We start from the raw sequence: 25,972 nt of genomic DNA, 5'->3' as shown, positions 1-25,972 counted from the left end.
CAACTGGCTCAGCCAGTTGTTGAAGGAACATGCTGTCTTTTTCCCGGTGGTAATTGATGGCAAGGTGCACTGGCAGCGCCTTGCCCTTGAGGATGATGCGGATGGTGCCGGAGGCCCTGGAGGGGGCCTTTCTTGTATCCGGACGTCAGAGCCGGTAAAGGCATTCTTTTTCAGTCCGCGGGAGAAGGTTGCTTCGTTGCCGGAGAAGTTCGAGCCGGCCATGGCCGAGAAGCGGGTTCTGTTTGGTGCGAAGCAGTGCGACATTGCGGCGCTGCGCGTGCACCGACGGATTTTCCTCGACGGTGAGTTCAAGGACGAGTTCTATGCTAGTCGCCGGCGCAACACGCTCCTTGTTGTTGCCGACTGCCCACAGCCAGAGGATACCTGTTTCTGTAATCTGGTCGGCGGCCAGCCACACGCCGGGCCAGAAGACAGAGACGAGGCTGATGTGAGTCTGGCGGTGATCGAGGGCGGCTGGATCATTGAGGCGCTTTCGGCCGCAGGTGAGGAGTTGGTCAGTCAATCCGGTGCGGCTGAGGCGAGCGGGGCTCAGGTTGCAGTGCGCGATGAGCAGCGCCGGCGCGCCAGCGCTTTGCTGGCCGGGTTCAATCCGAGAGAGTTTGCTAAGGATGCGCCAGAGCGCATCTGGAAGCGGAACACGGACAAGGTTTTCTGGCAGCATCAGGCCGAAGGATGCGTCGAGTGCTATGGCTGCCTTGCGGTTTGTCCGACCTGCTACTGCTTCCTGCTGTATGACCGGCCAGGGGAAAAGGCCGGGATGGAGCGGACCCGGGTCTGGGACGCGTGTTACATTACTGCGTACGCTAGGGTGGGCGGCGGCGCAAATCCGCGCTCGGAGTTCCATAAGCGCTTTTTCAATCGGTTCTACTGCAAGTTTTCTCATTTCAAGACCTGGCAGGGGATGTATGCGTGCTCAGGCTGCGGCCGGTGTATCCGGGCGTGCATGGGCAAGATTGACGTGCGTAAGGCAGTGCTCGAGGCGTAGCGTGGCCAATATCTATCAGCCGATAAGTGCCGAGATTCTCGAGGTAATTGAAGAGACTCCGAATATCAGGACCTTCGTGCTGAAGCCGGAGCAAGAGGTGCCGTTTCTGGCCGGGCAGTTTGTCGAGCTGACGATACCGGGTCATGGTGAAGCGCCATTCACGCCCTCTTCCTCGCACTTCGAGCGCGAAACGCTTGAGATGACGATAATGAAGGTCGGCCGGGCAACAAGTGCGCTCTTCAAGCTCGGGCCCGGGGACTTTGTCGGCATCAGGGGACCGTACGGCCAGCGCTATCCGTTGGAGAAGTTTGAGGGCCGGGATATATATATTGTCGGCGGCGGTGTGGGTCTGGCACCGCTGCGAGCGCTGTTTCTGGCTCTGACGCATGAGATTCACAAGTACAAGCGGATTTACCTGCGTTACGGCGCGCGGACACCGGCTGACATCGTTTATAAGCGGCTTATCCCGAAATGGGAGAAAATGGACAAGGTTGACGTTGAGCTGTCAGTGGATGCCGCAGACGAAAAGTGGATGAAGAAGGTCGGTGTTGTCACCTGTCTCATGGACGAGATTCCGTGTGATGAGAAGACAAGTATTGCAGTCGTGTGCGGGCCGCCGATAATGATGAAGTTTGTGACCCGGCGGCTGCTCGAAGCTGGCTTTGACGGCCGGAACGTGTATCTCTCGATGGAGATGAACATGTCGTGCGGCCTGGGTCAGTGCGGGCACTGCAAACTCGGCCCATACTTTACCTGCAAGGACGGTCCGGTCTTGACCTGGGATCAGATAAAGGACATCCCGGATCCGTTTGTCTAGGATCATGGTAAGGACAACAGAGGAAGTAGTGTGACGGTAAAGCGGACGACATGCCCGTTCTGTCGCAACGGCTGTGAGTCCGGGGTCAGCCACCACTACCAGTACCGGATGGAGTACGTTGCGGACGCCAGAGTGAACCGTGGCCGGCTGTGCCCGCGGGGTAACAGCGCAAGCATCGTGCTTGACCATCCAAAGCGCCTGGCATATCCGCTGCTTGATGGCCGGGAGATTACTTGGCCTGAGGCAATTGCGACGATTAGGGCTTGGATTGCGAATGCGGGTCCGGAACAGACCGCGGTTGTTTACACTCGCGGCCTTGGCCTGGATGAGACCCGGCTGGTCTGCGGGCTTGCTCGTACGCTCGGCACGAAGAACCTGGTCTGTGGTTATGTTGAGCCGGACAACTGTTTCAACTACCGGCTGGAAAAGACGAAGGACGCGAAACTGGAACAGGTACAGTCGGTTTCGGCCATGTTGCTTGTTGGCGACGTATTCTCGACATCACCGGTGGCGGCCGGGCCATTGACAGAAGCCCGGTACCAGGACCGCAAGCACCGGCTTGTAGTGATTGATTCTTTCCGAACCCGCCAGGCCGGTTTTGCCCACCAGTTCATTCAGGTCAGGCCTGGGACCGAGGGGTTCGCACTGCTGGCCTTGGCCGGATTGCTGGGTAAGACTGCGGGTATTGACCCGGAACGCTACAGCGAGTTGGCCGGTGTTCATCGGGTCGAGCTGGAACAGGCGGCAAAGACGCTGGTTGCGGGGCCGACCCGGTTTGTTGGCTGTGCCATGCATCCGGGCCGGGTCAAGCATCCGGTACTGGTGAGCCTTGCTGCGCAATTGGTCGCGGCCAAGCTCGATTCGCCGTTCACAGGGTTTGGCGAAGCGCTCATGCCCCTGGCTCCGATCAAGTTCTCAGAGTTCAGGCAGGCATGTGCCGAGGCCAGGGTCAGGCTGGTGCTCTGGTTCGGCGGAATGCACCCGTACAGCTATCCGGCCCTGTTCCCGGAGGTCGCCAAGGTCGAGTTCCGGGCGGTAACAAGCATTTTCCGGCCGGCCGAACCGCTGCCTGGTCTTGTGCTGCCGGTGCCGAGCGAACTTGAAAAGGAATCCCGGGGACGGGGATACTGGGGTGAGTTTGAGCGTCATCCGCTTGCCGCACCGTACAGTGGTACCAAGCTGGTCGGCTGGATAATAGAGCAGCTGGGCTTTGACCCGAAGGTTGCGGCTCAGGCTGGGTCCGAGTGTAAGCCGTCAACGGTGTTCACTGCGACCGAAGTTGCAAAGCTCGGCAATCGCTACGCCGACGGCGAGGAAGAGCAGAAGGCTGAAGATGAACTGCTACTGGTTGGTGAAAAGGCGGCTTTCGGCATCGGCGGATTCTTTACCGAGGAAGACGATATTGCGCTCAGCCCGCAAGACGCGCGGCGGTTCGGGCTGGCCGACGATGAGCAGGTTCGGGTAACGACCGGCACCGGTTCGATTGAGTGCCGGGTGCGCTTGAGCCAGGCGGTGCCAGCCGGGGTCGCAGCCATTGGCGTGAATGCGCACAAGAACCGGGCACTGTTTCCGCTCCTGACCGACCCGGTAACATCCGAAACCGAAATTCCACCGGTTGCCGCGCGACTCGAGAAGGTCGGCCGGTCGAAGAAGCTTGCGCTTGAGGCGATGAAGGAAGCATAGTGGCAAAGCGACTGTTTCTTCGTCTTGACTACTGCATTGGCTGCCATGCTTGTGAGGCTGCGTGCCGGAGCCGGTTTGCCGGTGAGGCGAGGGTCCGCTACGCCGAGGTAAACGAGACGGTTCTGCTGCCGATGAGCTGTCGGCACTGTGCCGAGCCGCTCTGTGCGGCGGCGTGCCCGTTTGAAGTTATCGTCAAGACAGAAAACGGTGTGGTCCAGCAGGCCTCGTTCCACTGCGTGGGGTGCCGTTCCTGTGCGTTGGCCTGCCCGTTTGGAGTAATTGATACCAGCATGCTGCGCCGTATCGCCCAGAAGTGCAGCCTGTGCGCGGACCGACCAGAAGGCCCGCGCTGTGTTGCTACCTGCCCGACCGGCGCATTGACCTTTGTTGAGGAGAAGGAAGTTGCCGAGACTGTGGTTGGGGTCGGATTTGCCGGCCGGCACGGCCACTGGAGGCGGCCATGACGGCCGGACGACTGCCGACAACCGACCGGAGCCTGGGACGCTGGCCCGCGCTGACCTCTGAGCGGAGGGTCGCATGAGCGGACTCTGGAACGGGTGGGGTCTGGCGTTTCGGTTCCTGGTATTTCCTGGTTTCCTTTTCAGTGTCGTTGTCGGTCTGGTGCTGACCTGGGTTGACCGGTTCGTGAGTGCCCGAGTCCAGTGGCGAAAAGGCCCGCCATTCTACCAGCCCTTTGCTGATCTGGCCAAGCTCCTACTCAAACAGACGATTGTGCCCAAGGGTGCGGCGGCCAGCGTATTCCTCTTGGCGCCGCTATTGGGCTTTGCGGCAATGTGCATCACCTCGGTACTCCTGTTCTATGTGAACTTCCATCTTCAGGGGTCGTTTGTCGGCGACCTCATTGTCCTTGTTTACCTTTTTGCGCTGCCCCCGCTTGGGTTGATTCTTGGCGCTTCGGCCAGCCGCAACCCGCTTGCGGCGGTTGGTGCGTCGCGGGAGATGACGCTGTATTTCGGATACGAGCTGCCGTTTCTTCTGGCCCTGGTCGTGCCAATTGTGAAGTCAGGCGGTGCGATCCGACTCGGGGATATCATTGCGGCGCAGCAGGTTTCCGGACCGTTTCTGTATTCTGTTTCCGGAGTGATTGCCGGGCTGATTGTGCTGGTGACGATTCAGGCGAAGCTCGGCAACGTGCCCTTTGACATGGCCGAGGCCGAACAGGAGATAATGAGCGGAGTGTACTGCGAGTACTCGGGTGCGGCCCTGGCGATATTCCGGCTGACCCGGGCGATGATGTTCTTCCTCCTGCCATTGTTCTTAGTCACCGTACTCTGGGGTGGACTGGCGGACTGGTGGGCGATTCCTAAAGCATTGGCAATTGTCGTGTTGCTTATCCTTATGCGTAACACCAACCCGAGACTACGGGTTGACCAGGCGCTGAGATTCTTCTGGTTTTTCCTTGGCAGTTTCGGTATAATCGCGGTCATTCTGGCATTCTTGAGACTATGAGCAAGCTCGGACTCTGGGGTCTGAAGAAGTCGCCGTGGGTCTACCACGTGGCGGCGGCTTCGTGCAACAACTGCGACATCGAGATACTGGAGCTGTTGACCCCGCGCTATGATGTCGAGCGGTTCGGAATCGTCCTTGTCGGCTCGCCGCGGCACGCCGACGCTCTGCTTGTGACCGGAGTGCTGAACCGGAAGTCACTGCCCCGGGTTATGGAAGTTTATGAGCAGGCGGCAAAGCCGTGCCTAGTCATCGGCATTGGTACTTGCACCTGCAATAATCACATTTTCATGCACTCGTACAACGCGATGGGACCATACGACAAGTATCTGCCGATGCACGCCTACATTCCCGGTTGCCCGCCCAAGCCAGAGGCGATGATACTTGGCGTGGTCAAGGCGCTGAGCAAGCTATGAGGACAAGAGCCAGGAAGGGAGTAGCCGGAAATGGAGTGGCTCCGCTCTGCTCAAGGCACAGGGTTAGCGGGGAGGGGAGATGAGCGGCCAGACACATCAGAGCCCGCGGCCGGCGCTTGATGAGTTCTGTAAGCGGTTTCCTGAGGTAGAGGTGTACGAGCACAATCCGAGACGGCTGTATCTTTCGATTCCGCGAGAGCGATTGACCGAGGCGTGCCGGTTCCTGCACGAAGAGCGTGGCATGAGACTTTCGATCTGCACCGGCCTGGACACGCGCGAAGGGTTCGAGGTGCTGTACCACTTCTCTGAGGACTCAACCGGCACCCTGTATAACCTCAAGGTAGTGGTACCGAAAGACGACCCAAGACTTGATTCGCAGGCAGGGTGGTTCCCGGCGTGCAACTGGATTGAGCGGGAGATGCACGAGCTGCTTGGTATCGAGTTTCCCGGCCATCCGAACATGGAGCCGCTATTGACTTCAGACACCGACTGGGACCCGAATAAGCACCCGTTGCGCAGAGATTACGAACGGAGGGCAGAAGCCCATGGCCGATAATAGCCGGCGGATAGTGCCGATTGGGCCGTTCCATCCTCTGCAGGAAGAACCGGAGTTCTTCAAGCTCGTGGTCGAGGGTGAGAAGGTTGTGGACCTTGAGATTCACCTTGGCTACAACCACCGCGGACACGAGTTCATCTCGCCGGAACTGACCTATGACCAGATTCCGTTCCTGGTCGAGCGGATTTGCGGCATCTGTTCGAACTCGCACCCCCTGGCGTGTGTTCTTGCGATCGAAGACTGCGCGGGCGTGAAGCCTCCGCCCCGGGCGAACTACATCCGAAGCATCATTCACGAGCTTGAAAGGATTCACTCGCACCTCTTGTGGGTAGGTTTGGCCGGTCACTTCATCGGGTACAACACGGTGTGGATGTGGGCTTGGCGATACCGTGAGGACATTCTTGCGGTGTTCGAGATGATCACCGGGAACCGAAACCACTACGCAGCCAACAAGCCGGGCGGGGTCAGGCGGGACATAAGCAAGGAGCAGGTCCCCGAAATACTCGCAGCGCTTGACCTGGTTGAGAAGAAGACGATGATGCTGACCAAGGCCGTGCTTGACGACCCGGTCATCCGCAGTCGGCTGGAAGGCGTGGGCATCTTGAAAAAGTCGGATGCGATTGCCTACTCGACAGTCGGGCCGACAGCGCGCGGGTCCGGCGTGCCCTGGGATGTGCGGCACGACGACCCGCATTGTGCGTACGATGAGGTTAGATGGGATGTGGTCGTCGCCGAGGAAGGCGACGTGTTCGCCAAGGCCAGAGTAAGGTTGCTTGAGATATTCGAATCAGTGAAGATTGTGCGACAGTGCCTGGAGAACCTGCCGGATGGCCCAATTCAGACCCGGATTGAGGAAATCCCGCCGGGTGAGGGTTGCGGACGGACCGAAGCGCCGCGGGGCGAGGTGTTCCACTACATCCGCTCGGACGGCTCGAACCGACCCCTGCGGCACAAGGTCAGAGCGCCCAGTTACATGAACATCGCCTCGAACGTGGTGGCAGTGCGGGATGGCTCGATTGCGGATGCGGCCCTGACCCTGGCTGCGGTTGACCCGTGCTACTGCTGTACTGAGCGCATGGCTGCATTCGAGGATGGCAGGCAGAAGTACACTTGGCAAGATCTGCTAAGGTTGTCATGGCAGAAGACCGAGCAGATACGGGAGAAGATGCGGCGATGAGCGGGCTTGTTGCTGGAGCGATTCTCGGGCCGATAGTAATTGGGCTCCTGATTCTCGTTGCCCGTCGAATGCCGGTCTGGCTGCGCAACCTGCTGGCCATGCTTAGCACGGTTGCGGTCATGGGCTGCATTGCCGTGCTGTGGCTTCTGGCTGGGACTGGGTCGCATAACCTGTGGTACTTTGGTCTGCTCAAGGTTCAGACAGCACCGGTGTTTCTGGTGGATGGCGTCGGGCTTCTGTTTGCCGCAGTGTTCGGACTTGTGTGGCTTCTAGTTACAATTTACTCGCTCTACTACATGCGTTGGTATGAGTTCCAGCATGAGTACTATAGCTTCCTGCTTATTATGCTGGGTGCGCTCGTGGGGCTTTGCCTGTCGCAGAACCTGCTCGTAATCTATCTCTTCTGGGAGATTGCCGGGATTGCGACCTGGCGGCTGGTAGCGTTCTATCGTGGGGAGAAGGAAGTCAAGTTCGCTCAGAAGACGGTCCTTTTGACCTTTTCTGGCTCGGTGCTGATGCTCGTAGGATTCGCGATGGTATTCGTCGAGCAATACACCCTGGCTATCACCTATCTGCCAGGTGGTACGTGGAGCATCCTTTCCGCACTCTTGATTCTGGCTGGTATGCTGACCAAGTCGGCGAGCATGCCGTTCTACGTTTGGCTCCCCGATGCGCACACTGCGGCACCATCGCCGATGAGTGCTGTTTTGTCCGGAGTCGTCGCCAAGATTGGACTGGTTGCGTACTTCCGTATATTCGTACAGGGAAACATGCAACTGCCGGCGTGGTGGCCATTGCTCGTTGCTGGGCTCGGGCTGGCCGGTTCGCTTGTGGCCGCGGGCAATGCCCTGTGGGAAAAGGACTACAAGCGTGTCCTGGCCCTTTCCACGGTCAGCCAGCTCGGGTATGTCTTTATCGGACTTGCCTTAGCGCCCGGGCTGGGGTTGTTTGCGGCGGTCGTGTACCTGGCAGCGCACGCGCTGGCCAAGGCCGGACTGTTTTTGGCAGTGGGTGAAGTGGAGCGGGCAACCCACAAGCGCAACATTGACGAGTTGTCCGGAGTGTCGAACACGATGCCGGTTACCGCAGTTTCGGTGGCGCTGCTGGCGCTGTCAATTGTCGGGTTGCCGCCACTTTTTGGCTTCTTCGGCAAGCTGTACGTTGTCGTGGCCGCACTGCAGGCAAATCTCATCATCGCAGTCGGTGCACTGGCTGCAGCAGTCATGACCGTGCTCTACATGCTCAGACTGTACCGGATTTTCACCGGCGAGCCGAAACCTGGAATTGTCGGCCGGGAATACCCGCTATTGACGGCGGTGGTTGCGGTCTTCGCAGTCGTGTCGGTTGCGTTTGGGGTTCTTTTCCCCATTTTCGGCCGGTGGGTCGAACAGAGTATCGCGGGGAGCCTATTATGAGGAGAGGCGGAAAGCCGGAAAGCCGGAGAGCCAGAAGGTCAGAAAGCCAGAAAGCCAGAAAGCCGGAGAGTCGGAAGGCCGGAGAGCTGTTCGGAGGGGTTACCGGTATTGTTCCTGATTGTGGGCGTCGTACGCTCGCGGAGGAGAGGATTTCCTGATGCATCCCTTCTTTGTAATGCTGCTCGTACCAGCTGCGTTCGGGCTCGCTGGGTATCTTGTTGGCCGGTTGCGTAATGAGTTCAGCTTTGTCGGCACGATGCTGAATCTTTACTTTGCGCTCAGACTCTTCTTGCGCTCGCGGCACGACACGGTCATCTACCAGTGGTTTGAAACCGCCCTCTTCCCAGTATCGTTCCGGCTCGATCCGCTGTCTGGCTTCATCCTGGTGTTCGTGGCGGTATTCGGGGTACTCATTGTGCTTTTCTCGTTCCGCTACATGAAAACCTGGCACGGTACGAGGGGCTACTACTTCTATCTGCTGGTGGCGCTGGCCTGCTCGAACGGCGTGCTTCTGGCGGCAAACCTTGTGACGTTGCTTTTCTTCTGGGGAGTGCTGCTGGTGATTCTTTACGGCCTGCTGCTGGTCGGCGACGCTGGTGCGGAGAAAGCGGCGCGCAAGGCACTGGTCGTAGTCGGGTTATCAGACTTTGCGATGCTGCTCGGAATCGGGATTCTGCTTGCGGGTAGCGGCTGGACCGACCTTGCCCCGCGTGCGCCGATGGGCCTTACCGACCCGGCGAACATTGCAGCCTTTGTACTGATTGCAACCGGTGCCCTGGCCAAGGCTGGCTCGATGCCGCTGCACACCTGGATACCGCAGGCCTCGGAGAGTTCGCCGGCCACGGTCATGGCGTTCATTCCGGCCTCACTCGACAAGTTGCTCGGCATCTACCTGCTCACCCGGATCTCGGTCTATATGTTCAACATCTCGACCAACATGGTTCTGCGCAACGTGATGATGGGAATTGGTGCGCTGACAGTACTGGCTGCGGTGATGATGGCGCTGGTACAGAAACGGGTGATGCGGCTGCTTTCTTTTCACGCCGTGTCCCAGGTCGGGTACATGGTGCTGGGCATCGGCACTGGCACGCCGGTTGGTGTTGCCGGCGGCCTGTTCCATATGCTCAACCACGCCACCTACAAGTCGGGCTTGTTCCTTGCGGCGGGGTCGGTCGAGTACTGGACAAAGAACGACGAGATTGAGAAGCTGGGCGGGCTGACTAGGCAGATGCCTTTGACCTTCTTCTCGTTCCTTGTGTGTGCGCTGGCGATTGCCGGTGTGCCGCCGCTGAACGGCTTCGTATCCAAATGGATGGTATATCAAGGAATTATTGACCTCGCGCGCGAGGGGAGCCGACTCTACCCGGTCTTCCTTGTGGCGGCAATGCTCGGTAGCGTATTGACCCTGGCATCTTTTCTCAAACTTTTGCACGCGGTGTTCCTTGGCCAGCGACCTCAGAACCTCGCCCGGGTTCGGGAAGGCAGTTTCACAATGTGGCTGCCGACAGTGATACTGGCGCTCTTGTGCATTGTGTTCGGGATATTCGCTTATCAGTTGCCATTGCGCGGGCTAATCTACCCGGCGCTGCCCTTTGCAGTCGAGCCTTTCGGAATCTGGCAACCAGTGCTGACCACTCTGCTTATCTTGGTGGCACTTGGCATCGGCTTGGTGATTTACCTTCTGGGTACGGTCCGTCGGCCGGTGGAGGGAGCGACGTTTGTCGGTGGCGAGAAGATAGCCGACGAAGAGGCAAGCCGGGTGCCGGGAACTGCATTCTATTCGCCGGTCAAGCAGATGCCGGTCCTGGGTGACCTTCTGCGCTTTGGTGAGACTGGTGCGTTTGACCTGTACAACTGGGTTGTGGGTTTGCTCCAGGCAGTGGGTGTTGTTTTCAGGCGGGCGATTGATGCTGCGCTCGAATTGTTCTATCATTATATAAGTTCGCTGCTTGTCCGGGCCGGCGCGGGACTAGGTCGACTGATGCTGGGCGAGCTGCCGATTTACCTAGCGCTTGTGCTCCTGGGTGCGGTGCTGTTCTACTCGATTATACTGATAGTGTGAACGATGATTGAACTATACGTGCTACTCGTTGCAATGCTTGCGGCCGCGGTTGTGGCGATCCAGGTGCGCGACCTTTTGGCTGCGGCGGTGGCAATGGGTTTGGTCGGCTTCAGTGTCGCGGTGATATTCATCCTCGTGCAGGCGCCGGACTTGGCCATCGTGCAAATCGTGGTCGAGATTCTGTCAGTTGTGTTCTTTGCCGCGGTCATTCTCAGAACAACACACGAGGATACGACCGTGGGCAAGGCTTTTGGTGCGGACATGATTGTGCCGGCGGCTATCTTCGGCGTATTTGCAGTCGTTTTTGCCGGTCTATTATCCGTGGTGTTGCGCGAGCTGCCGGTGTTCGGTTCGCCGCTGATGAGTGTGGCTTCGGCGTATATTGATGCCGGTCTCAAGCAGACCGGCGCGGCTAACGTTGTGGCAGCGATAATTCTTGACTACCGGGCCTATGATACGCTGGGTGAGGCGGTCGTGCTATTCACTGCCGTGGTCGGAGTCCTGACCGTGGTACGCCGGTTCGGTCGCCGCGACCACACGGAAGACGAGGTTGACTGAGATGGAGCGGCCGGAAGAACGAGAGATGGCAGGAACTGGACAACCGGAGCGCCGCGGCATGTCGGCTATTGTCCAGACGATTGCGCGGCTGGTTTCCGGAATGCTATTCCTCTATGGCTGGTACATCGTTCTGCACGGGCATCTGACCCCGGGCGGAGGTTTTGCCGGTGGAGTCTTGGTTGCTGGTTCCTTTATCCTCGTTTCGCTTGCCTTCGGCTCGGTCGAGAACGTTGAGCAGCATCGCTACACTTTCTCCTCAATATTCGAGAGTGTCGGCGGACTTATGTTCATATCCATCGGTCTTGCGGGGTATCTGGCCGGCGTGTCGTTCCTGAACAACGTCTGGTTCTGGGTCGGTCGGCCGCTTTCGCTGGTGAGCGCGGGCACGATTCCTTTAGCCAACATCGCCATCGGCATCAAGGTCGGAGCCGGGTTGTTCGCGATCTTCCTGGCGCTTGGTGCTTCGCGGTTTGTGATGGAGGAGTAACCGGAAATGACCGATTCGCAAGCATCACGGTCCAACCGGTCGTGGGAACCAGATGGCCGGATGGACAGGACTGAAAGGACGTAAGTGATGATTCCATACCTGGCTTGCGTGCTGCTCTTTCTGGTGGGGTTGTACGCGGTCGTACTGAAGCGGAATCTCATCAAGATGATAATCGGGTTCAGCCTGATGGAGTACTCGATAAACCTGTTTTTCGCCCTTGTTGGGTTCAAGCAGGGTGCGATTGCGCCGATTGTGACCGGGCTCGCAATGCGCAAGAACTTTGTTGACCCGCTACCTCAGGCGCTGGTCCTGACGGCGATTGTCATCGGCTTGGCGACGACGGCGCTGATGCTTGCGCTGGCGATGAGAATCTACGAGAAGTACAAGACGTTCGACATTACCGAGATCAGACGGCTGCGCGGGTGATATGATGTACGAGCGATTCGTTCCACTTTTCGTGGTGCTGCCACTGGCCGGTGCCTTCCTGATACCCCTGCTTTCCCGGGTGTGGAAGGGATTTGCGGACCTCATCGGTAACCTAGTTGGTGCATTGCTCGTTGGCCTGTCGGTGTACGGTCTGGTGCTGCTTTCATCAGGGGCGCCGGGGCTGGTATATCGGATGGGCAACTGGCCGCAGCAGTTCGGTATCGTGCTCGTTTACGATTCCCTGACCGCGCTCGTTGTGCTTGTGGCGAACCTGGTTGGGTTCCCGGCACTGCTTTTCTCCCTGCGTTATCTTGACCAGTTCACGGGTCGCTGGAAGTACTACACCCTGTTCATGCTGATGCTTGTCGGAATGAACGGCGTGGCAATTTCGGGCGACATGTTCAACATGTTTGTGTTCATCGAGATTTCGGCAATATCGTCCTATGCGCTGGTGGCGTTCGGAACAGGTGCGGGTGAGACCGAGGCCGGGTTCAAGTACATGGTCATGGCCGAGATTGGCAGCCTTGTCATCCTTTTTTCGATTGCGCTGCTCTATGCCCGGGCCTCGACCCTGAACATGGCCGACATGTCCCGGGTGCTCGAAAGCCTGACCCGGACGCCTTTCTACTGGTTTGTCCTGGCCACGATGCTTGTCGGATTTGCCATCAAGATGGCGATGGTACCGTTCCATTCCTGGATGCCAGACGCGTACCTGTCCGCACCCGCGCCGGTTGCCGCGGTGCTGGCGGGTGTGTTCAGCAAGGTCGTCGGCGTGTATGCGATGAGCCGGGTGGTGTTCAACGTTTTCGGGCTGAATCGCATCAATGCACCGGGATTGTTCAACATGCTCGTCGGATTCGGGATAGTCTCGATTATCGTCGGCGCGCTCCTGGCCCTGAATCAGTCGAACTACAAGCGGCTGCTCGCTTACTCCTCAATCGGCCAGGTTGGATACATTCTTTTGGGACTGGGCATCGGCAATTACTGGGGTGTGGTCGGTGCGCTGTTCCATGTGCTGAGTCACGCGCTCGCCAAAGGGCTCTTGTTCCTGGCCTCGCGTTCAATCGAGCTCCAGACCGGTACCCGGGACATCAACAAGCTTTCCGGACTTGAGAAGGCGATGCCGGTTACAACCTGGTCCTACATTGTGGGTGCGTTGTCACTTGCCGGTGTACCGCCTTTTGCCGGTTTCTTCTCCAAGCTGTTCATTATTCTCGGCGCAGTTGCGGCCAAGCTGTACTGGATGGCAGTGCTGGCCGCGCTCTTCTCGGTCGTGACACTTGGGTACCTGCTCAAGGTCATTAACCGCATGTTCCACCAGCCGGGGACCGTAGCAACCGAACCGGTTCGTGAATCGCCCCGGCTGATTCTACTGGCACTGTTCATCCTTGTCGGTCTGGCGATTGCATTTGGCGTCGGGTTCAAGCCGATACTGGACTGGGTAGTGGCACCAGCGGCATCGGTGCTGTTCCACGGGCTTGGATACGCGAAGCTGGTGCTTGGAGGTTAGGGTGAAGACGGCGCGGGCTGTGGCCTACTGGGTTGGTGCTATGGCGATATGGATGCTGTTGACCTGGACGATGAACCCGGCTACGCTCGTCGCCGGTGCAGTGATGAGTCTCATCGCCGCTTTGTGGTTCGGTCGCGAACTGCCGGTACAGCCGGTCAAACTCTTGAACCCGGTGCGCTGGTTCTGGCTGCTTGTCTATGTTCCGGTGTTTGCTTGGGCGTGTCTCAAGGCGAATGTAGATGTGGCGATGCGTGTGCTTTCGCCCGGGCTTGTGCTCAGACCGGGAATCATTAAGATTCGCACCAGCCTCAAGTCCGATATTGCTCGGACGTTTCTTGCCAATTCAATTACCCTGACCCCGGGCACGATGACGGTCGAAATCAAAGACGACGTGCTCTACATCCACTGGATTGACGTGAGAACCGATGACCCGGAGGTTGCGGGCAGGATGATCAAAGGGCCATTTGAGAAACTTCTTGCGAGGATATTCGAATGACGATACTGCTGGTGTTGCTCGTGCTGGGTGCGTTCTTCTGCCTTTATCGAGCGCTGCGCGGTCCCTCGATATCGGACCGGGTGATGGCAGTTGACGTGATGGCGGTTATTTTTACCAGCATCACTGCCTTGATGGCCTTACGCTACAACCTGGCCTACCTACTCGACCTTTCGATCGCATTGGCAGTGATATCATTTGTCGCGACCCTTGCGCTTGCCAAGTATCTGGAAGGAAGGAGTCTCGATGATTGACACTCTGGGCTGGGTGTTCATCGTCGGTGGGGTGCTGTTCAATGTGCTTGGCTGTTTAGGCATGGTACGGTTCCCGGACGTTTACAACCGGATGCAGTCCACGACTAAGAGTGTGACACTCGGTGCGTGTGGCATTCTTTTCGGAATCTTCCTTATCAACGGTTTTACGGCGCTTGGCATCAAGGCGCTGGTTTGTGTGCTGTTTGTGCTTATCAACCTGCCGGTGGCGTCGCACGCCCTCTCCCGCGGCTCGCTGATTTTTGGGATCAAGCTGTGGAAGAAGACGATCAAGGACGAGTTCACCCAGGACCGCGGAGGTACAAGCATCATCGGCGGAGAAGACGAATGATTCCGCTTCCCAAGCTGCGCGAACTGGGCGAGGCAATCCGGGCGCTATTCGCCGGGCCGTTCACAACCAAGTTTCCGGAGAAGGTAGATTCAGTCCATCCCAACTTCCGGGGCATCATCAAGTTCCGGCCGGAAAAGTGCATCGGCTGTGGCGCGTGCGTGCGGGTCTGCCCGACCAATGCCCGCGAGATGGTTGTGGACCGCGTAAAGGGTGTACTGCGCAATATCCACCACGCTGAGCGGTGCATCTATTGCGGCCAGTGCGTGCTCTACTGCACGACCCGAGAAGGTATCTATCACACGCCCGAGTTCGACTTGGCGCGCACCGAGCGCAGCCCAGACTGGCAGACCGAAGTTGAAAAGGAGCTGGCTTACTGCGAGTGCTGCGGTGAGCCGTTCGCAGCGAAAGAGCATCTGGTATGGATTGCAAACCGCGTCGGTGACTTGGCCAGCGCCAACCCGACATTGTTCCTTGCCCGGTACGAATACCTCGGGCTGGCAGCCGGGTCAGCTCAGGCCCGCGCTATGGAACTGCCTTATCGGTCGGGCACGATGCGCATCCTGTGTCCGGAATGCCGGCGCCGGGTTTACCTCACTGAGCAGTGGGGTTATTAGCACAGCCAGACAGCCACGGAAGTCCTACCACGCAGTCCTGATTAGAGTTCCACACTTGTCCTGCTCATATTCGTTGTTGCCCCGCTGATTCGTAACCTGAAGTCCGAACTTGTGCTTCGGCTGAAGCCTGAACTCATCAGGGCTTGACCGTACGACTGATAGTGCCTGTGAAACATACTTTCAGCCAACAAGTCAGAGCCAAGTTCAAGAGGTCTGTCGCGCACTTGGTGATACGGATTGTGACAAACCATCTCAGGTTCCGACTTGTAGGACAGTTGACAGACCGCGTAAGTCATTGTCCTAATCCTAACTTCAGAATCCGGCTGACTGTACATCTCAGCCCGTGTTTGAGAACCCCTCTGGGGTGGGGAGTCACTCCCTGGGTCACTGGGTCACCCCCTGCCTGCGTGCTCATCACCGTTTCGGATGCACTACCCTCCGTGACGCATCATGCTGTTTTTCAAGCGCTTACATCCGCTTGTGCCGCTTCGGTCAAGCCGACTAGCCATGGTCTGGTACCGTGAGAATGGGGGTGGTATCGTTCTGTGGTCTTGCCTGAAAGTTCGTGGCAAGACGAAGTTTGCCAAGGCCGCCTGGTCACGGGCAGGGCAAGTGCAGGCTGGGTTTCCTGTCAGTCCGACTTCAGGACCCGGTCAACCTTGGCCTGCATCGGGCGGTCCTTATCTCTTCGGTCGTCAATCTTGATGGTCGTGACAATCCGGCCGCAGCCCATTGTTGCCAGGGTGTCGTGAACTTTTCTAATGGTTGCAAAAATCTTGTCCCAGTCGCCCTGCAGGCAGGTGCCCATTGGGTTCAACTGGTGGTCGAGGCCACTCTGTTTAACAATGTCGTGAGCAACCCGGACGTAATGGCTCACGCTGGTTGAGCCGGTGCCGACCGGCACGACCGAGAACTCAACGATTGGTCTGGGGGTCATATAAATCGCTCGAAACGGTCCTTCTTGGCCTTGCACACCGGACAAACTCCGGGTGGCTCGTTGCGGGCCGCAAGGTATCCACAGACTTTGCAGCGCCAGACCGGATAAGGAAGAGGGCCAATGGATTTGGAGGTTCCGGTGGTCTCAATTGACGCAGCAGGTTCGGAGAAGCCGCTGAGCACGAACTCAGGCGGCCGGCGGTCAGGAATGCTCTTGTGGGGTTTTCGGCCACTGGTCCAATCCTCATTGACGTACAGACAGCAGTAGCATGCACCGAACTCCTCAAGGTCCTGATCCCGGTAGTAGCAGGGACAGATGATGTCTATGTCCTTGTCCTTCTCACCATAGGCAAGGCGGCAGGGACAGGCCATGTAGCCGAAGCGCTTTTCGTTGTCAATAAGGCCCTGGACAAGACTGAGGGTGAATTCCTTGTCTGGATTCAAGGTGTAGCCTCCTGCTTCAGCCTCGCGCTTCAAACGTTCGTAAAGCGTATTGACTTCAGGTGGGTACTTTGCGGTTTGACTCATGCTAGAAGCTCCAGGATACGTTCTTCGTCGAACCCGGCAACAACTTCGTCGTCAATCTTGAGCGTCGGAAACGAGCCGCGCGGGTTCAACTCCCGCACCGCAGCGGTAGCCCTGGTTCGTTCCTCGCCTTGACACTGATCTACGTAGATGTAGTCGTACTCTACGTTCTGCGAGTCCAGTAGTTCCTTGGTCTTGCGGCACCAGCCGCAGGTAGATAGTGCATACAGCGTTACCTTGTGTTTATTGTTGGTACCGGGCACGTGGGTGAAGTTCACTGTTCTGCTCTCCTTTCCTTTGGTCTTGTTGTGTTACACTCCGGGCAGGATGCGGCGTCCTTCGGCAAGGGTTTGCCGCACTCGGTGCAATAGGTGATTCTGATTCCGCACGGACGGCACCACTCAGTTCGGGGGCCGACTTGCTCGCCACAGTACGGGCAGATGCAGGGAAAAACCTGTGAACTTGGGTTATGTCTGCTCGGGTGAGATTCTGGTTTCATGCCGTCCCCTTCTGTCTTGCCAGGTAGTCTCTGATTGCGGCGTGCAGCGCATCGGCACCAAGGTTGGAGCAGTGCAGCTTGTTTGGCGGCAGACCGCCGAGTTCCTTGGCGACGTCGGCGTTGGTAATCTTCAGTGCTTCCTCGATGGTCTTGCCGATGGCCATCTCGGACACCATTGAGGAGACGGCGATGGCTGCGCCACAGCCGAAGGTTTTGAACTTGACGTCCTCGATAATGCCGTCCTTGACTTTGATGTAGAATGTCATCATGTCGCCGCAGACCGGGTTGCCGACTTCGCCTCTGCCGTCGGCATTCTCGATTTCACCGACGTTCCGCGGGTTGCGGAAATGTTCCATTACTTTCTCAGAATACATCAATGGCCTCCATGACCGAACTCTTTCTCGGTCCTGTAGGGGTCTTCGCCTTTGAGGAGCTTTGCGTAGAGTGGCGACATGGCCCGCAGCCGTTTGACGATGGGCGGGAACGTTTCAAGAAAGTAGTTCACATCTTCCATGGTCGTATCCTTGCCCATTGTCAGCACAAGCGACGATTGGGCAATAGCATGGGGCAGACCCATGGCGAGCAGCACGTGCGATGCTTTCAGTGTCTTGGCGGTGCAGGCCGAGCCCGAGGCAGCGACAATGCCCGCATCATCAAGAAGTAGAAGCATCGCTTCGCCTTCGACGAACTCAACGCAGAAGCTAACATGGCCAGGCAGACGCTGCTCCGCATGGCCGGTGAAAATGATATGATCGAGCTTCTCAGAAAGCATTGCAACTAGCCGCACACTTAGCGTTTTCATGGTCGCAGCCCAGTAAGCCATGTTCTGGCGGGCAATTTCCGCTGCCCTACCCATACCGACAATGGCCGGGACGTTCTCGGTACCAGCCCGCCGGGCCTGTTCCTGCACACCGCCTTCGATCAGCGGATGGAGTCGGTGCCCGGCCTTGACAAAGAGCGCTGCCGCGCCCTTAGGCCCGTAGAATGACTGGGCCGAGAAGGAGTAGCTGTCCAAGCCCAGCTTGTGGACGTCAACCGGAATACGGCCGACTGCAGCGGTGCCGTCGGAATGAAACAGCACATTGTGCCGGTGGCAGACACGGGCAAGCTCAGCCAACGGTTCAATAGTGCCAACTTCGTTATTTGCGTGCATCACCGAAACGAGCACCGTATCGGGCCTAATGGCCTTGTCCAGGTCCTCGGGCTCAACGAGACCGTGCTTGTCAACCTTCAGTTCGGTGACCTCGAAACCCGAACTGGCAAGCGTCTGTACCGGTTTTTGCACGGACGGGTGTTCGATCGCGGAAACGATGATATGACCCTTTGGGCTCCCGGTTTTTGGTCGCGTGCCCTGGGCTGCTCCAGTCAGACCTTTGAGCGCGAGATTGTTACTTTCCGATGCCGATGCGGTGAAGATGATTTCGGCCGGCGAGGCGTTGATCAGGCTTGCTACTTGGCCGCGAGCACTTTCGATTGCTTCCTGCGGCTTGTGGCCGAGGCTGTGGATACTCTGAGGGTTACCGAAGTGTTCTGTAAAGAAAGGCATCATTGCTTCCAGGGCTTCTGGCAGCAGCGGCGAAGCCGCAGCATGGTCGAGATTCACTCGGCGCATTTCTCTTAGCTACGTTTGTTTGACACGGAACAAGGGGCTAAGGGTTCTCGGGTCAAGTTGCCTACATCCGTTCAGGTGCTTCAATGCCGAGAAGGCCGAGGCCGATCTTCAGTACTGTGGCAGTCATCCGGACAAGGTTGAGTCGGGCGGCAGCAAGCTCGTTAGTCTGGGCCCTGAGCACAGGGACCTTATTGTAGAATACGGAGAAGTCCTGGGCCAGGCGATACAGGTGGTTAGCGATACGGTGGGGCTCATAGGTCGAGGCTGCGGCCGCGACCACATCCGGGAACTGGGCGATATCCAGAATAAGGCTGAACTCCTCTGCCGATGGATGGTGACCGATTTCCGATGGTTCACCTAAGGTTTGCCCGGCAGTCTGAGCTTTGCGGAGAATGGAACAGCACCGGGTGTGGGCATAGAGTAGGTACGGGGCAGAATCACCGTCGAGCGCGAGCATCCGGTTCCAGTCAAAGACTACTTCCTTGACCCGGTTTTGAGAAAGGTCGGCGTACTTGATTGCGGCAATGCCAACGATTTCCGCGACCCGGTCCTTTTCTGCTTCGGTCATGGCTCGTTCGGTAAGGACTGAGCGGGCCCGGCGTACTGCTTCGTCCATGACGCTCTGCAACAGAACCACGCGTCCCTCACGGGTGGACATCCGACCTTCGGCCAGACGCACGAGTCCGAAGTTTACATGGACACACGGTGTGTCGTAGCCGAGAAGCTTGAGCGCCGCGTTGAGTTGTCTGAAGTAGAGCTCTTGCTCGTTGCCGACTACGTACAGAATCTTCTCCGGTTGCCAGGTTTCAATCCGGTATTCGACACAGGCAATTTCGCGGGTAGCGTACAGACTCGTACCGTCTGACTTCTGGAGGATGAGCGGGACCTTGATGCCATACTGTTCGAGCGGAATCAGTACGACGGTTTCGTCGGTCAGTCGCTCATCATCACCGGTGCGGACCGGTTCGAGTGGCTTCTCCCGCCGGGCTATGCCACGCTCCAGCGCGCGCCGGACCACGCCTTCAAGGCGGTCCTGGTAGAAACTTTCGCCCAGCGTCTGGTCAAATGTCACTCCGAGGCGTTCGTAGATGCGCTGAAACTCGGCTGAGCTGAGTGCGACGAACCGTTGCCAAGTCGCACGTACTTCAGGTTCACCGACTTCGAGCCGGCGGAACCAGTTCCGGGCTTCGGCCTCAAGCTCGGGGTTGCGCTGGGCTTCGTCGTGGAACCGGACGTACAGGGCGAGAAGATGGCCGGTCGGGTCTGCAGCCAGTTCTGCCTCTTGGCCCCACCGGGCAAAGGCACAGAGTAGCTTGCCGAACTGCGTCCCCCAGTCGCCCAGGTGGTTGTCGCCGATGACGCGGTAACCAAGCCAGGCGAAGATGTTGCGCAAGGCCTGGCCGATGACGGTTGAGCGGAGGTGGCCGACTGAGAACGGTTTGGCGATGTTGGGCGAGGAATAGTCAATGACAATGGTCCGGCCCGCACCAGCTTCTGAACTGCCGTACCGGTCCGGCAGGCGGACAAAGTCCGCGAAGACGGCGCGGGCGAACTGGCTGCGGTTCAGTGTGAAGTTGAGGTAGCCGCGCAGTGCCGTTGCTGCCTTGAACATGGTTCCGGACAGGTTGAGGCGACCGGCCAGAGATTCGGCGAGAGACTGAGGGCTATCGCCGTGCTTTCGGGCGACTCGGAAAAGCGGCACCGCAATGTCTGCCTCGACGTCAGCCTCAGCGGTGCGGATGTCGTCCACCGTGACCTCAAGTCCGTGCTGCTGGAGCAGACCCGCAATCTGTTCCCTTGCCCGTGCCAGAGCGTACATCCGTTTACTCGTGGAGTGCCAGCACAGCGATGACTTCCTGGGGAGTCCTGGCCTTGTTCAGACCAATGCGCACCTCATCCTTACGTAGCAGCTTGGAAACTCTGGCCAGAGTCATGATATACTCGGTCTTCTTGTCTTCGTGGGCAGCAATAAGGAATATCAGGTGGCAGGGTTTGCCGTCCAGACTTGAAAAATCTACTCCTTTGTCTGACCGGCCGAAGGCAAGCGCAGTTTGCTTCACCGCTGCGGTTCGCGCATGGGGGATTGCGACACCGAGGCCGATGCCGGTACTCTCAAGGTTCTCCCGGCGCAGGATGGCCGCAAAAAAGTCCTGCTCGTCGGTCACGACACCGGCTTCGAGCAGCGGCCTAGACAGCTCGCGAATTACCTCGACCTTCTCCTGCGCCTTCAGGTCCAGTATGACCGCTTCGGGGCGGAGGAGTTCACTTATTTTGGTCATCATGCCTCCTTGGCAGGTTTGCAAAAACGACCGGAACCGGGCTGCGCCGGACGAACTCCGCGAGCGGCAGCCGTGTAGCAGGACTCGCAACGATAAGTTTTGCTCGGTAACTGCGGGCAAGGTCCAGCAGCCGCTCAAGCGGGTCGCCTTGGTCAAGCAGCAGGGAAATGCTAACTTCCTGTTTAAAGGCGTCGTCTTCAATCTCGTAAAGAATTCGCCAGGCATCTTCCTCAACGTCCGGGATTCTCTTGCGGCGGGTCGCGGTCTGGATAGACCCGGCGGTGTTGATCACGGCGATAGCGAAGACCCTGGCAGCGAGCGACTTGGCCAGTGAGAGTGCTAGCTCAGCAGCCGTGGTCGAGCTGGTCCGGTCCTCGACATATAGAAAGATACGGTCAAACATGCTCACTTACCAACACAGAAACGCGCAAATATGCGGTCGAGCGTGCCGTCGCCGGCCTGGGGTGCGTCAATCTGATTCAGGCATGCTAATGCGGTTTCCAGTTCTAAGGCTGCGGTTTCGGCATTGGCTGCGGTGAGGCTGCGGCCGAGTGCGACGTGTGCTTCGTTGAACAACTCCAGGTGCCGGTTACCGGCAGCAGTGAGTGATGACGCGATGCGGAGTCGGCGGGCAACCGCAGTCCGCAGCCGGCCGATGTTCGCGCCGGTCAGGGCCGATACTGCGACTCTGGGACGACCGTTGAGAAAACTTGGTTCGCGCCAACCCGGCTTGTCGAGTTTGTTCAGAACAAAGATGGCCGGGCGGTCCGAGACCGCAGCGAGGATTTCCTGATCAGCGGCGGTCGGCCGCACCGAGCCGTCAAATACGACGATAACGAGGTCGGCCTGAGTGAGAGCTTCGTGTGTTTGCATGGCCGCCAATCGTCCAGCCGCGGAACGTTGACCGCCAGCACGGCTGTGCGTCCAACGGCCGTAACCAGCGGCAGCTGCGGAGACATCACTCTTAGCAGAAGAACCCAACAATCGGGTCTTCAGGGGTGAAGTCCCGGCGACTGACGCAGGAAGTCCGATGTTCCCCCTGACTTCCGAAGGGACCCCGGTACTTGGTGTGTGCGCTGGTTTGCGGCGCAGAGTGCCAAATGACCCGAGAATACCAGCAGTGTCGGTCAACGTAACCGGCACGTCGCCGAATATGGTCAGGGCCTCGATCCGGTCACGGGTGGTTCCTGGTTCAGAAGTGACCAGGGCGCGGTCATGTCCAAGCAGCCGGTTGAACAGGCTTGACTTGCCGACATTGGGCCGGCCGACAATAGTTACCCTTGCGCCCCCATTGAGCAAGCATGAGCATCGGACCTGCCGGATGAGCTGCTCAAGCTGTCTGAGCAGACGACGTGTGCCAGCAGCGAGCGCGCGAGGGCAAGTTGAGGCAAGTTCTTCAAAACCGAGATGATGTTCGGCAAGTGCGCAGAGGTCACGCAATTCACTGGTAAGACGCTGCACTTTGCGGGACAGTTCGCCCTGATACTGCTCAAGGGCGCGAGCGAGCGCAGTCGGACTCCGGGCATTGATGAGGTCGAGGGTGGCTTCGGCCTGGGTGAGCGTGAGTTTGCCGGCAGTGACTGCCCGGCGGGCAAACTCACCTGGTTCGGCCAGCCGACAGCCGAGGCGTCTCAGAAGCCCGATTATTGTCTCGGCAATCAGCATGCCGCCGTGGCACGAGATTTCAGCCATGTTCTCGCCAGTGTACGAACGGGGTTTTCGGAAAACAGTGAGCAGAACCTGGTCAATGCGGCTGCCCGGTCGCAGTGCGTGTGTGCAAGGCAGTCTTGGTGTGACCGGCACCCGGGCTGGGATGCCGGCTGGATATGTCAGCCAGCCGAGACGCACGGTATGGGATGGCTGACGCGATGGCCGGTGACCGGAGAAGATGCGATCGAGGACAGCAAAGGTGTCTGGTCCCGAGATGCGGATGACTGCAATGCTGCCCGTACCTGGCGGGGTAGCCAGAGCGCAGATGGTGTCGGACTTCGAGTCGCTACGTATCATTTTACTGGTGTCCAATACGCGGAATCAAGTGCGAACCAGAAGCAACAGGTAGGGCCCGATTGGAACTCTAGAGGTTGAGTTGGTGCTTCGCAGCTCGGAACGCCGGTCGTCATGTCTGGTTTAGGCCAACGTGCGTTCGTTGGCGTTCTCATTCTCCGGTCGGTGCGATAATGACGTTGCGCCGTGGGCCGGTGCCGAGCGCGTACACCCGGATGCCGGATATGGACTTGAGTGCCTGCTCGACGGTTTCCATTTCCTTCTCGGTCAGTACATCCAGGGCCATTTCACGCTTTGTTTCGAGCACGATACGGGCTACCGCGGTTGCTTTCTTGCATAGGAAGTTCTCACGTCGTACCCGGTAGCCACCAACGTCAACCGTCACTATCGGGCAGTCCGGGTAGTGCTGTCGTACAATTGTCCGGGTCAAATATTGCAGTGCGCGGAGTGTACTGCCGCGGTGACCGATTAACAGTCCCGAGGACTGCCGGGTTCGGATGTTACAGTAGTAGCTGCCGTCGGGCTGTCGCTCCAGATCAACCTTGGCCCGGACGCCGATGAGATTGACCAGCTTCTGTAAGACCTCGCGAACCATCGTCGGTTCGTCAGGGAGCGGCTGGCTGAACGGCCCCGGGGACTGGCATTGTGAAGTAGTCTGTTCAGTTGGTCCGGATGCGGTCGGGGGAGGCGGGACTCCGGTTTCGTCAGCAGTCGAAACAGGTGGAGCGACGTCGCTGGTTGCCGGCAGTTCAACAGGACCTGCTGGTCTGACATCACCTGAAGCCTCACGTGGCTCTGCTACTTCTGGTCGGCTGCCGCCGACGGCAGCGCCTTCTTCGGAATTTGTCTGAGCCATATCTTTCCTCCTCTCAGTCCGATCATGCTCTCCAAAATCGAGAGTATATTATAGGTAAACCAGTACAACTGTAATCCACTTGGAAAGTTCAGGAACATTACAGTTATGAAGATAGGGAAAATGACGGTCAACGCCCAGTTTTTCTTGTCTGTAGTTGTCAACATGTTCTGGGCGATGAAAGAGGCACCCATCAGAATTGGCAGAAGTCCTATGGCCGGGTTGCCGAGGAACGGAAGGTGACCGAAAAGCGTATCAGGCTGGGAAAGGTCCTTGAGCCAGAGCACGAATCCGGCCCCGCGCAGGTCAACGAAGGAACGAAGTACGGTGTATAAGGCCCAGAAAACTGGGAGCTGAACGAGCATCGGCAGACAACCGGAAAGAGGGTTTATTCTGTACAGTTTGTAGAGCTGCATCGTTTCCTGGTTCAAGGCCTGAGGGTTATCCTTGTATTTCACCTTCAGCTCATTCAGTTTTGGTTGCAGAAGCTGCATCTGACGCATCTGTCTGGTTTGAGACCTGGTCAGCGGGTAGAAGGCAGCCTTCATGATTGTCGAGAAGATGATAATCGCCACGCCCCAGTTACGGAAAACCCGGTAGAGAAGACGGAGCAGCCACAGTATGCCAAGGGCAATAGGCTTTGCCCAGCCAAGACTGACCGCTTCTTCGAAGCCGAGGTGGAAAGACTTGAGGCGATGATATTCGACCGGGCCAAGGTAAAACAGCAATTCACTTGATGGTGCGTTGACAGATGCGGTGAACCCGAGCCGGCCGTCCGGAAGTGCTTGGACACAAGTTGACTGGAACTCGTGCTGCCGACTCACCGCGGCAATAAAGAAGTACTTGGACTTGAGGCCGGCCCAGTCAGCTCTGGCGGTAATTTGCGGATTCTTGCAGCTTCGGGGTGCAATGCGCTGAACCCTGTTCTCGGTCCGAACAAAGAAATGGAAGTGGGTGAGGTCTTCCTTGGCATTTTCCTCGGTGACCGCAATGCCAGCGCCAACGTTAAGGATAAAGCCGGTTGCACCCGAGAGTTCAGTCTGTTGGGTAACGGTGTAGTCAGGACCGATGACAAATTTCCTGGTGAGGGCTATGTTGTCTGCTTCGAGGGTGAAAACTACCGATGAGTCAGTTGCGGTAGCATGCAAGCGGGTGTCGGAAAGGTCGAGAGTATCGCTGCTCGTGAGCAGAAGCGTCGACAAGATGGTGTTGCCCTCGGGTACAAGCTCGGCCCGGTATTTCTTGAGCCAAGCTGAGCGCAGTACGCCGCCAACGTTGCTGAACTCAAGCCTGAGAAAGTCGTTCTCGAGCACGAAGGTTGTCTCGGCGACTGGAGCACCGGAGAGTAACGGGGAAGGTTTCTTGGGAGGCTCAAAAGCGGGAGCAGGCGATGATGGTTGCGCCGCCAAATTAGCTCCGGGCGGGTTCGCACTTGCTGTCTCGGCCTGAGCCGGCGTTTCGGCCGGCGCTGGTCTAGGTGTGGGTCGGTACAGCATCTGCCAGGCGACGAGGATGACCATGATGACCACGAACCCGATGACCATCCTCAGGGTATCCTTGCTCATTCTTGCTCTGCGTGGGAAGAAGCGTTCGGTATCGTCAGCTCCTCCAATGTCGGGCCATTGCGCGTCCCAGGTACTGACTGCTCAATTCTAACCGCATTGGCCGGCGAGGGCACCGGGTCATAGCCGTACCCGCCCCATGGGTGACAGCGCAGGATGCGGTGCAGGGCGAGCCAGAGCCCGGCGGCGCCGTGCCGCTCTATTGCCTGAAGTGCGTATTCCGAACAGGTCGGTTGGAACCGACAGGCATCAGGGAGGACGAGCCCGAGCGTGTACTGGTACGAACGGATTGCAATCCTAGCTAACCGAGTAATCATCTTTCAGTTTCCTTGTTAGTAACTGGAGGTGGTGGGTCAGGTGTTGATAGTCAAGTCTACCAGCTTCTGGCCTGACCCTGATAACATAGTCGAAA

At 58.1% G+C, this 25,972-nt stretch carries 30 protein-coding genes; 18 read left to right on the top strand and 12 right to left on the bottom strand.

The window, feature by feature from the left end; genetic code table 11:
• Positions 1 to 19: 19 nt before the first annotated feature.
• From ABIL25_02645 to ABIL25_02560, 18 genes are all read left to right on the top strand, one after another.
• On the top strand, positions 20 to 1,006 hold the full coding sequence (locus ABIL25_02645; protein ID MEO0081176.1) for a 4Fe-4S dicluster domain-containing protein: 987 nt from the start codon (positions 20 to 22) through the stop codon (positions 1,004 to 1,006).
• A gap of 1 nt (position 1,007) precedes the next feature.
• Positions 1,008 to 1,823, top strand: a complete 816-nt coding sequence (locus tag ABIL25_02640; protein MEO0081175.1) for an FAD/NAD(P)-binding protein — start codon at positions 1,008 to 1,010, stop codon at positions 1,821 to 1,823.
• A 30-nt stretch (positions 1,824 to 1,853) separates the two neighbouring features.
• Positions 1,854 to 3,506, top strand: coding sequence for a molybdopterin dinucleotide binding domain-containing protein (locus ABIL25_02635; GenBank protein MEO0081174.1), 1,653 nt, complete (start codon positions 1,854 to 1,856; stop codon positions 3,504 to 3,506).
• The gene (locus ABIL25_02630) at positions 3,506 to 3,970 is read left to right on the top strand and encodes a 4Fe-4S dicluster domain-containing protein (GenBank protein MEO0081173.1); all 465 of its coding nucleotides are present in this window, start codon (positions 3,506 to 3,508) and stop codon (positions 3,968 to 3,970) included. Before ABIL25_02635 ends, ABIL25_02630 begins: the two co-directional genes overlap by 1 nt.
• Before the next feature lie 73 nt (positions 3,971 to 4,043).
• Positions 4,044 to 4,976 carry a complex I subunit 1 family protein gene (locus tag ABIL25_02625; GenBank protein MEO0081172.1) on the top strand — a complete coding sequence of 311 codons (933 nt, stop codon included), beginning with the start codon at positions 4,044 to 4,046 and terminating at the stop codon, positions 4,974 to 4,976.
• The gene (gene nuoB / locus ABIL25_02620) at positions 4,973 to 5,389 is read left to right on the top strand and encodes an NADH-quinone oxidoreductase subunit NuoB (GenBank protein ID MEO0081171.1); all 417 of its coding nucleotides are present in this window, start codon (positions 4,973 to 4,975) and stop codon (positions 5,387 to 5,389) included. Before ABIL25_02625 ends, nuoB begins: the two co-directional genes overlap by 4 nt.
• 79 nt (positions 5,390 to 5,468) lie before the next feature.
• A complete protein-coding gene (locus ABIL25_02615; protein ID MEO0081170.1) occupies positions 5,469 to 5,945 on the top strand; it encodes an NADH-quinone oxidoreductase subunit C in 477 nt (158 codons plus the stop codon).
• Entirely contained in the window at positions 5,935 to 7,122 is a 1,188-nt protein-coding gene (locus ABIL25_02610) for a nickel-dependent hydrogenase large subunit (GenBank protein MEO0081169.1), read from the top strand. Before ABIL25_02615 ends, ABIL25_02610 begins: the two co-directional genes overlap by 11 nt.
• Positions 7,056 to 8,537, top strand: coding sequence for a complex I subunit 5 family protein (locus tag ABIL25_02605; GenBank protein ID MEO0081168.1), 1,482 nt, complete (start codon positions 7,056 to 7,058; stop codon positions 8,535 to 8,537). The genes ABIL25_02610 and ABIL25_02605 overlap by 67 nt, the downstream gene beginning before the upstream one ends.
• 157 nt (positions 8,538 to 8,694) lie before the next feature.
• A complete protein-coding gene (locus tag ABIL25_02600) occupies positions 8,695 to 10,599 on the top strand; it encodes a proton-conducting transporter membrane subunit (protein MEO0081167.1) in 1,905 nt (634 codons plus the stop codon).
• 3 nt (positions 10,600 to 10,602) lie between these two features.
• Complete coding sequence (gene mbhE, locus ABIL25_02595; protein MEO0081166.1) at positions 10,603 to 11,157, top strand: hydrogen gas-evolving membrane-bound hydrogenase subunit E; 555 nt, start codon at positions 10,603 to 10,605, stop codon at positions 11,155 to 11,157.
• A 25-nt stretch (positions 11,158 to 11,182) separates the two neighbouring features.
• Positions 11,183 to 11,644, top strand: coding sequence for an MnhB domain-containing protein (locus tag ABIL25_02590; GenBank protein MEO0081165.1), 462 nt, complete (start codon positions 11,183 to 11,185; stop codon positions 11,642 to 11,644).
• 87 nt (positions 11,645 to 11,731) lie between these two features.
• Positions 11,732 to 12,070, top strand: coding sequence for an NADH-quinone oxidoreductase subunit K (locus tag ABIL25_02585; GenBank protein ID MEO0081164.1), 339 nt, complete (start codon positions 11,732 to 11,734; stop codon positions 12,068 to 12,070).
• Position 12,071: 1 nt separating this feature from the next.
• Positions 12,072 to 13,580: a proton-conducting transporter membrane subunit gene (locus tag ABIL25_02580; GenBank protein MEO0081163.1), complete on the top strand. Its 1,509-nt coding sequence runs from the start codon at positions 12,072 to 12,074 to the stop codon at positions 13,578 to 13,580.
• Between the two features lies 1 nt (position 13,581).
• Positions 13,582 to 14,076 carry a Na+/H+ antiporter subunit E gene (locus ABIL25_02575; GenBank protein ID MEO0081162.1) on the top strand — a complete coding sequence of 165 codons (495 nt, stop codon included), beginning with the start codon at positions 13,582 to 13,584 and terminating at the stop codon, positions 14,074 to 14,076.
• Positions 14,073 to 14,327 carry a monovalent cation/H+ antiporter complex subunit F gene (locus ABIL25_02570; GenBank protein MEO0081161.1) on the top strand — a complete coding sequence of 85 codons (255 nt, stop codon included), beginning with the start codon at positions 14,073 to 14,075 and terminating at the stop codon, positions 14,325 to 14,327. The genes ABIL25_02575 and ABIL25_02570 overlap by 4 nt, the downstream gene beginning before the upstream one ends.
• Positions 14,320 to 14,676 carry a monovalent cation/H(+) antiporter subunit G gene (gene mnhG / locus ABIL25_02565; GenBank protein ID MEO0081160.1) on the top strand — a complete coding sequence of 119 codons (357 nt, stop codon included), beginning with the start codon at positions 14,320 to 14,322 and terminating at the stop codon, positions 14,674 to 14,676. Before ABIL25_02570 ends, mnhG begins: the two co-directional genes overlap by 8 nt.
• Positions 14,673 to 15,290: a 4Fe-4S binding protein gene (locus ABIL25_02560; GenBank protein MEO0081159.1), complete on the top strand. Its 618-nt coding sequence runs from the start codon at positions 14,673 to 14,675 to the stop codon at positions 15,288 to 15,290. Before mnhG ends, ABIL25_02560 begins: the two co-directional genes overlap by 4 nt.
• A gap of 631 nt (positions 15,291 to 15,921) precedes the next feature.
• Here the strand turns inward: ABIL25_02560 and ABIL25_02555 are convergent.
• The 12 genes from ABIL25_02555 to yidD all read right to left on the bottom strand — a co-directional run bounded on the left by ABIL25_02555 (position 15,922) and on the right by yidD (position 25,877).
• Positions 15,922 to 16,227, bottom strand: coding sequence for an MTH1187 family thiamine-binding protein (locus ABIL25_02555; GenBank protein MEO0081158.1), 306 nt, complete (start codon positions 16,225 to 16,227; stop codon positions 15,922 to 15,924).
• Positions 16,224 to 16,754 (bottom strand): ferredoxin-thioredoxin reductase catalytic domain-containing protein, encoded by a 531-nt coding sequence (locus ABIL25_02550; GenBank protein MEO0081157.1) that lies wholly within the window; start codon positions 16,752 to 16,754, stop codon positions 16,224 to 16,226. Before ABIL25_02550 ends, ABIL25_02555 begins: the two co-directional genes overlap by 4 nt.
• Complete coding sequence (locus ABIL25_02545) at positions 16,751 to 17,029, bottom strand: glutaredoxin family protein (GenBank protein MEO0081156.1); 279 nt, start codon at positions 17,027 to 17,029, stop codon at positions 16,751 to 16,753. The genes ABIL25_02550 and ABIL25_02545 overlap by 4 nt, the downstream gene beginning before the upstream one ends.
• Before the next feature lie 217 nt (positions 17,030 to 17,246).
• A complete protein-coding gene (gene nifU, locus ABIL25_02540) occupies positions 17,247 to 17,624 on the bottom strand; it encodes a Fe-S cluster assembly scaffold protein NifU (protein ID MEO0081155.1) in 378 nt (125 codons plus the stop codon).
• A complete protein-coding gene (locus tag ABIL25_02535) occupies positions 17,624 to 18,862 on the bottom strand; it encodes a cysteine desulfurase family protein (protein MEO0081154.1) in 1,239 nt (412 codons plus the stop codon). The genes nifU and ABIL25_02535 overlap by 1 nt, the downstream gene beginning before the upstream one ends.
• A 61-nt stretch (positions 18,863 to 18,923) precedes the next feature.
• The gene (gene argS / locus ABIL25_02530) at positions 18,924 to 20,681 is read right to left on the bottom strand and encodes an arginine--tRNA ligase (GenBank protein ID MEO0081153.1); all 1,758 of its coding nucleotides are present in this window, start codon (positions 20,679 to 20,681) and stop codon (positions 18,924 to 18,926) included.
• A 4-nt stretch (positions 20,682 to 20,685) separates the two neighbouring features.
• A complete protein-coding gene (locus ABIL25_02525; protein MEO0081152.1) occupies positions 20,686 to 21,141 on the bottom strand; it encodes a PTS sugar transporter subunit IIA in 456 nt (151 codons plus the stop codon).
• Positions 21,125 to 21,544 carry a universal stress protein gene (locus ABIL25_02520; GenBank protein ID MEO0081151.1) on the bottom strand — a complete coding sequence of 140 codons (420 nt, stop codon included), beginning with the start codon at positions 21,542 to 21,544 and terminating at the stop codon, positions 21,125 to 21,127. The genes ABIL25_02525 and ABIL25_02520 overlap by 17 nt, the downstream gene beginning before the upstream one ends.
• Positions 21,545 to 21,546: 2 nt before the next feature.
• Positions 21,547 to 23,148: a tRNA modification GTPase gene (locus ABIL25_02515; protein ID MEO0081150.1), complete on the bottom strand. Its 1,602-nt coding sequence runs from the start codon at positions 23,146 to 23,148 to the stop codon at positions 21,547 to 21,549.
• 148 nt (positions 23,149 to 23,296) lie between these two features.
• The gene (locus ABIL25_02510; GenBank protein ID MEO0081149.1) at positions 23,297 to 23,740 is read right to left on the bottom strand and encodes a hypothetical protein; all 444 of its coding nucleotides are present in this window, start codon (positions 23,738 to 23,740) and stop codon (positions 23,297 to 23,299) included.
• A gap of 203 nt (positions 23,741 to 23,943) precedes the next feature.
• Positions 23,944 to 25,563, bottom strand: coding sequence for a membrane protein insertase YidC (gene yidC, locus ABIL25_02505; protein ID MEO0081148.1), 1,620 nt, complete (start codon positions 25,561 to 25,563; stop codon positions 23,944 to 23,946).
• Entirely contained in the window at positions 25,560 to 25,877 is a 318-nt protein-coding gene (gene yidD, locus ABIL25_02500; protein ID MEO0081147.1) for a membrane protein insertion efficiency factor YidD, read from the bottom strand. The genes yidC and yidD overlap by 4 nt, the downstream gene beginning before the upstream one ends.
• Positions 25,878 to 25,972 lie beyond the last annotated feature (95 nt).

This window comes from candidate division WOR-3 bacterium (assembly GCA_039801365.1).
Classification (GTDB): domain Bacteria; phylum Hydrothermota; class Tepidihabitantia; order Tepidihabitantales; family Tepidihabitantaceae; genus JBDRUN01.
The sequence above is the reverse complement of the archived record's forward strand: the minus strand, read 5'-3'. Positions and strand labels throughout refer to the sequence as shown.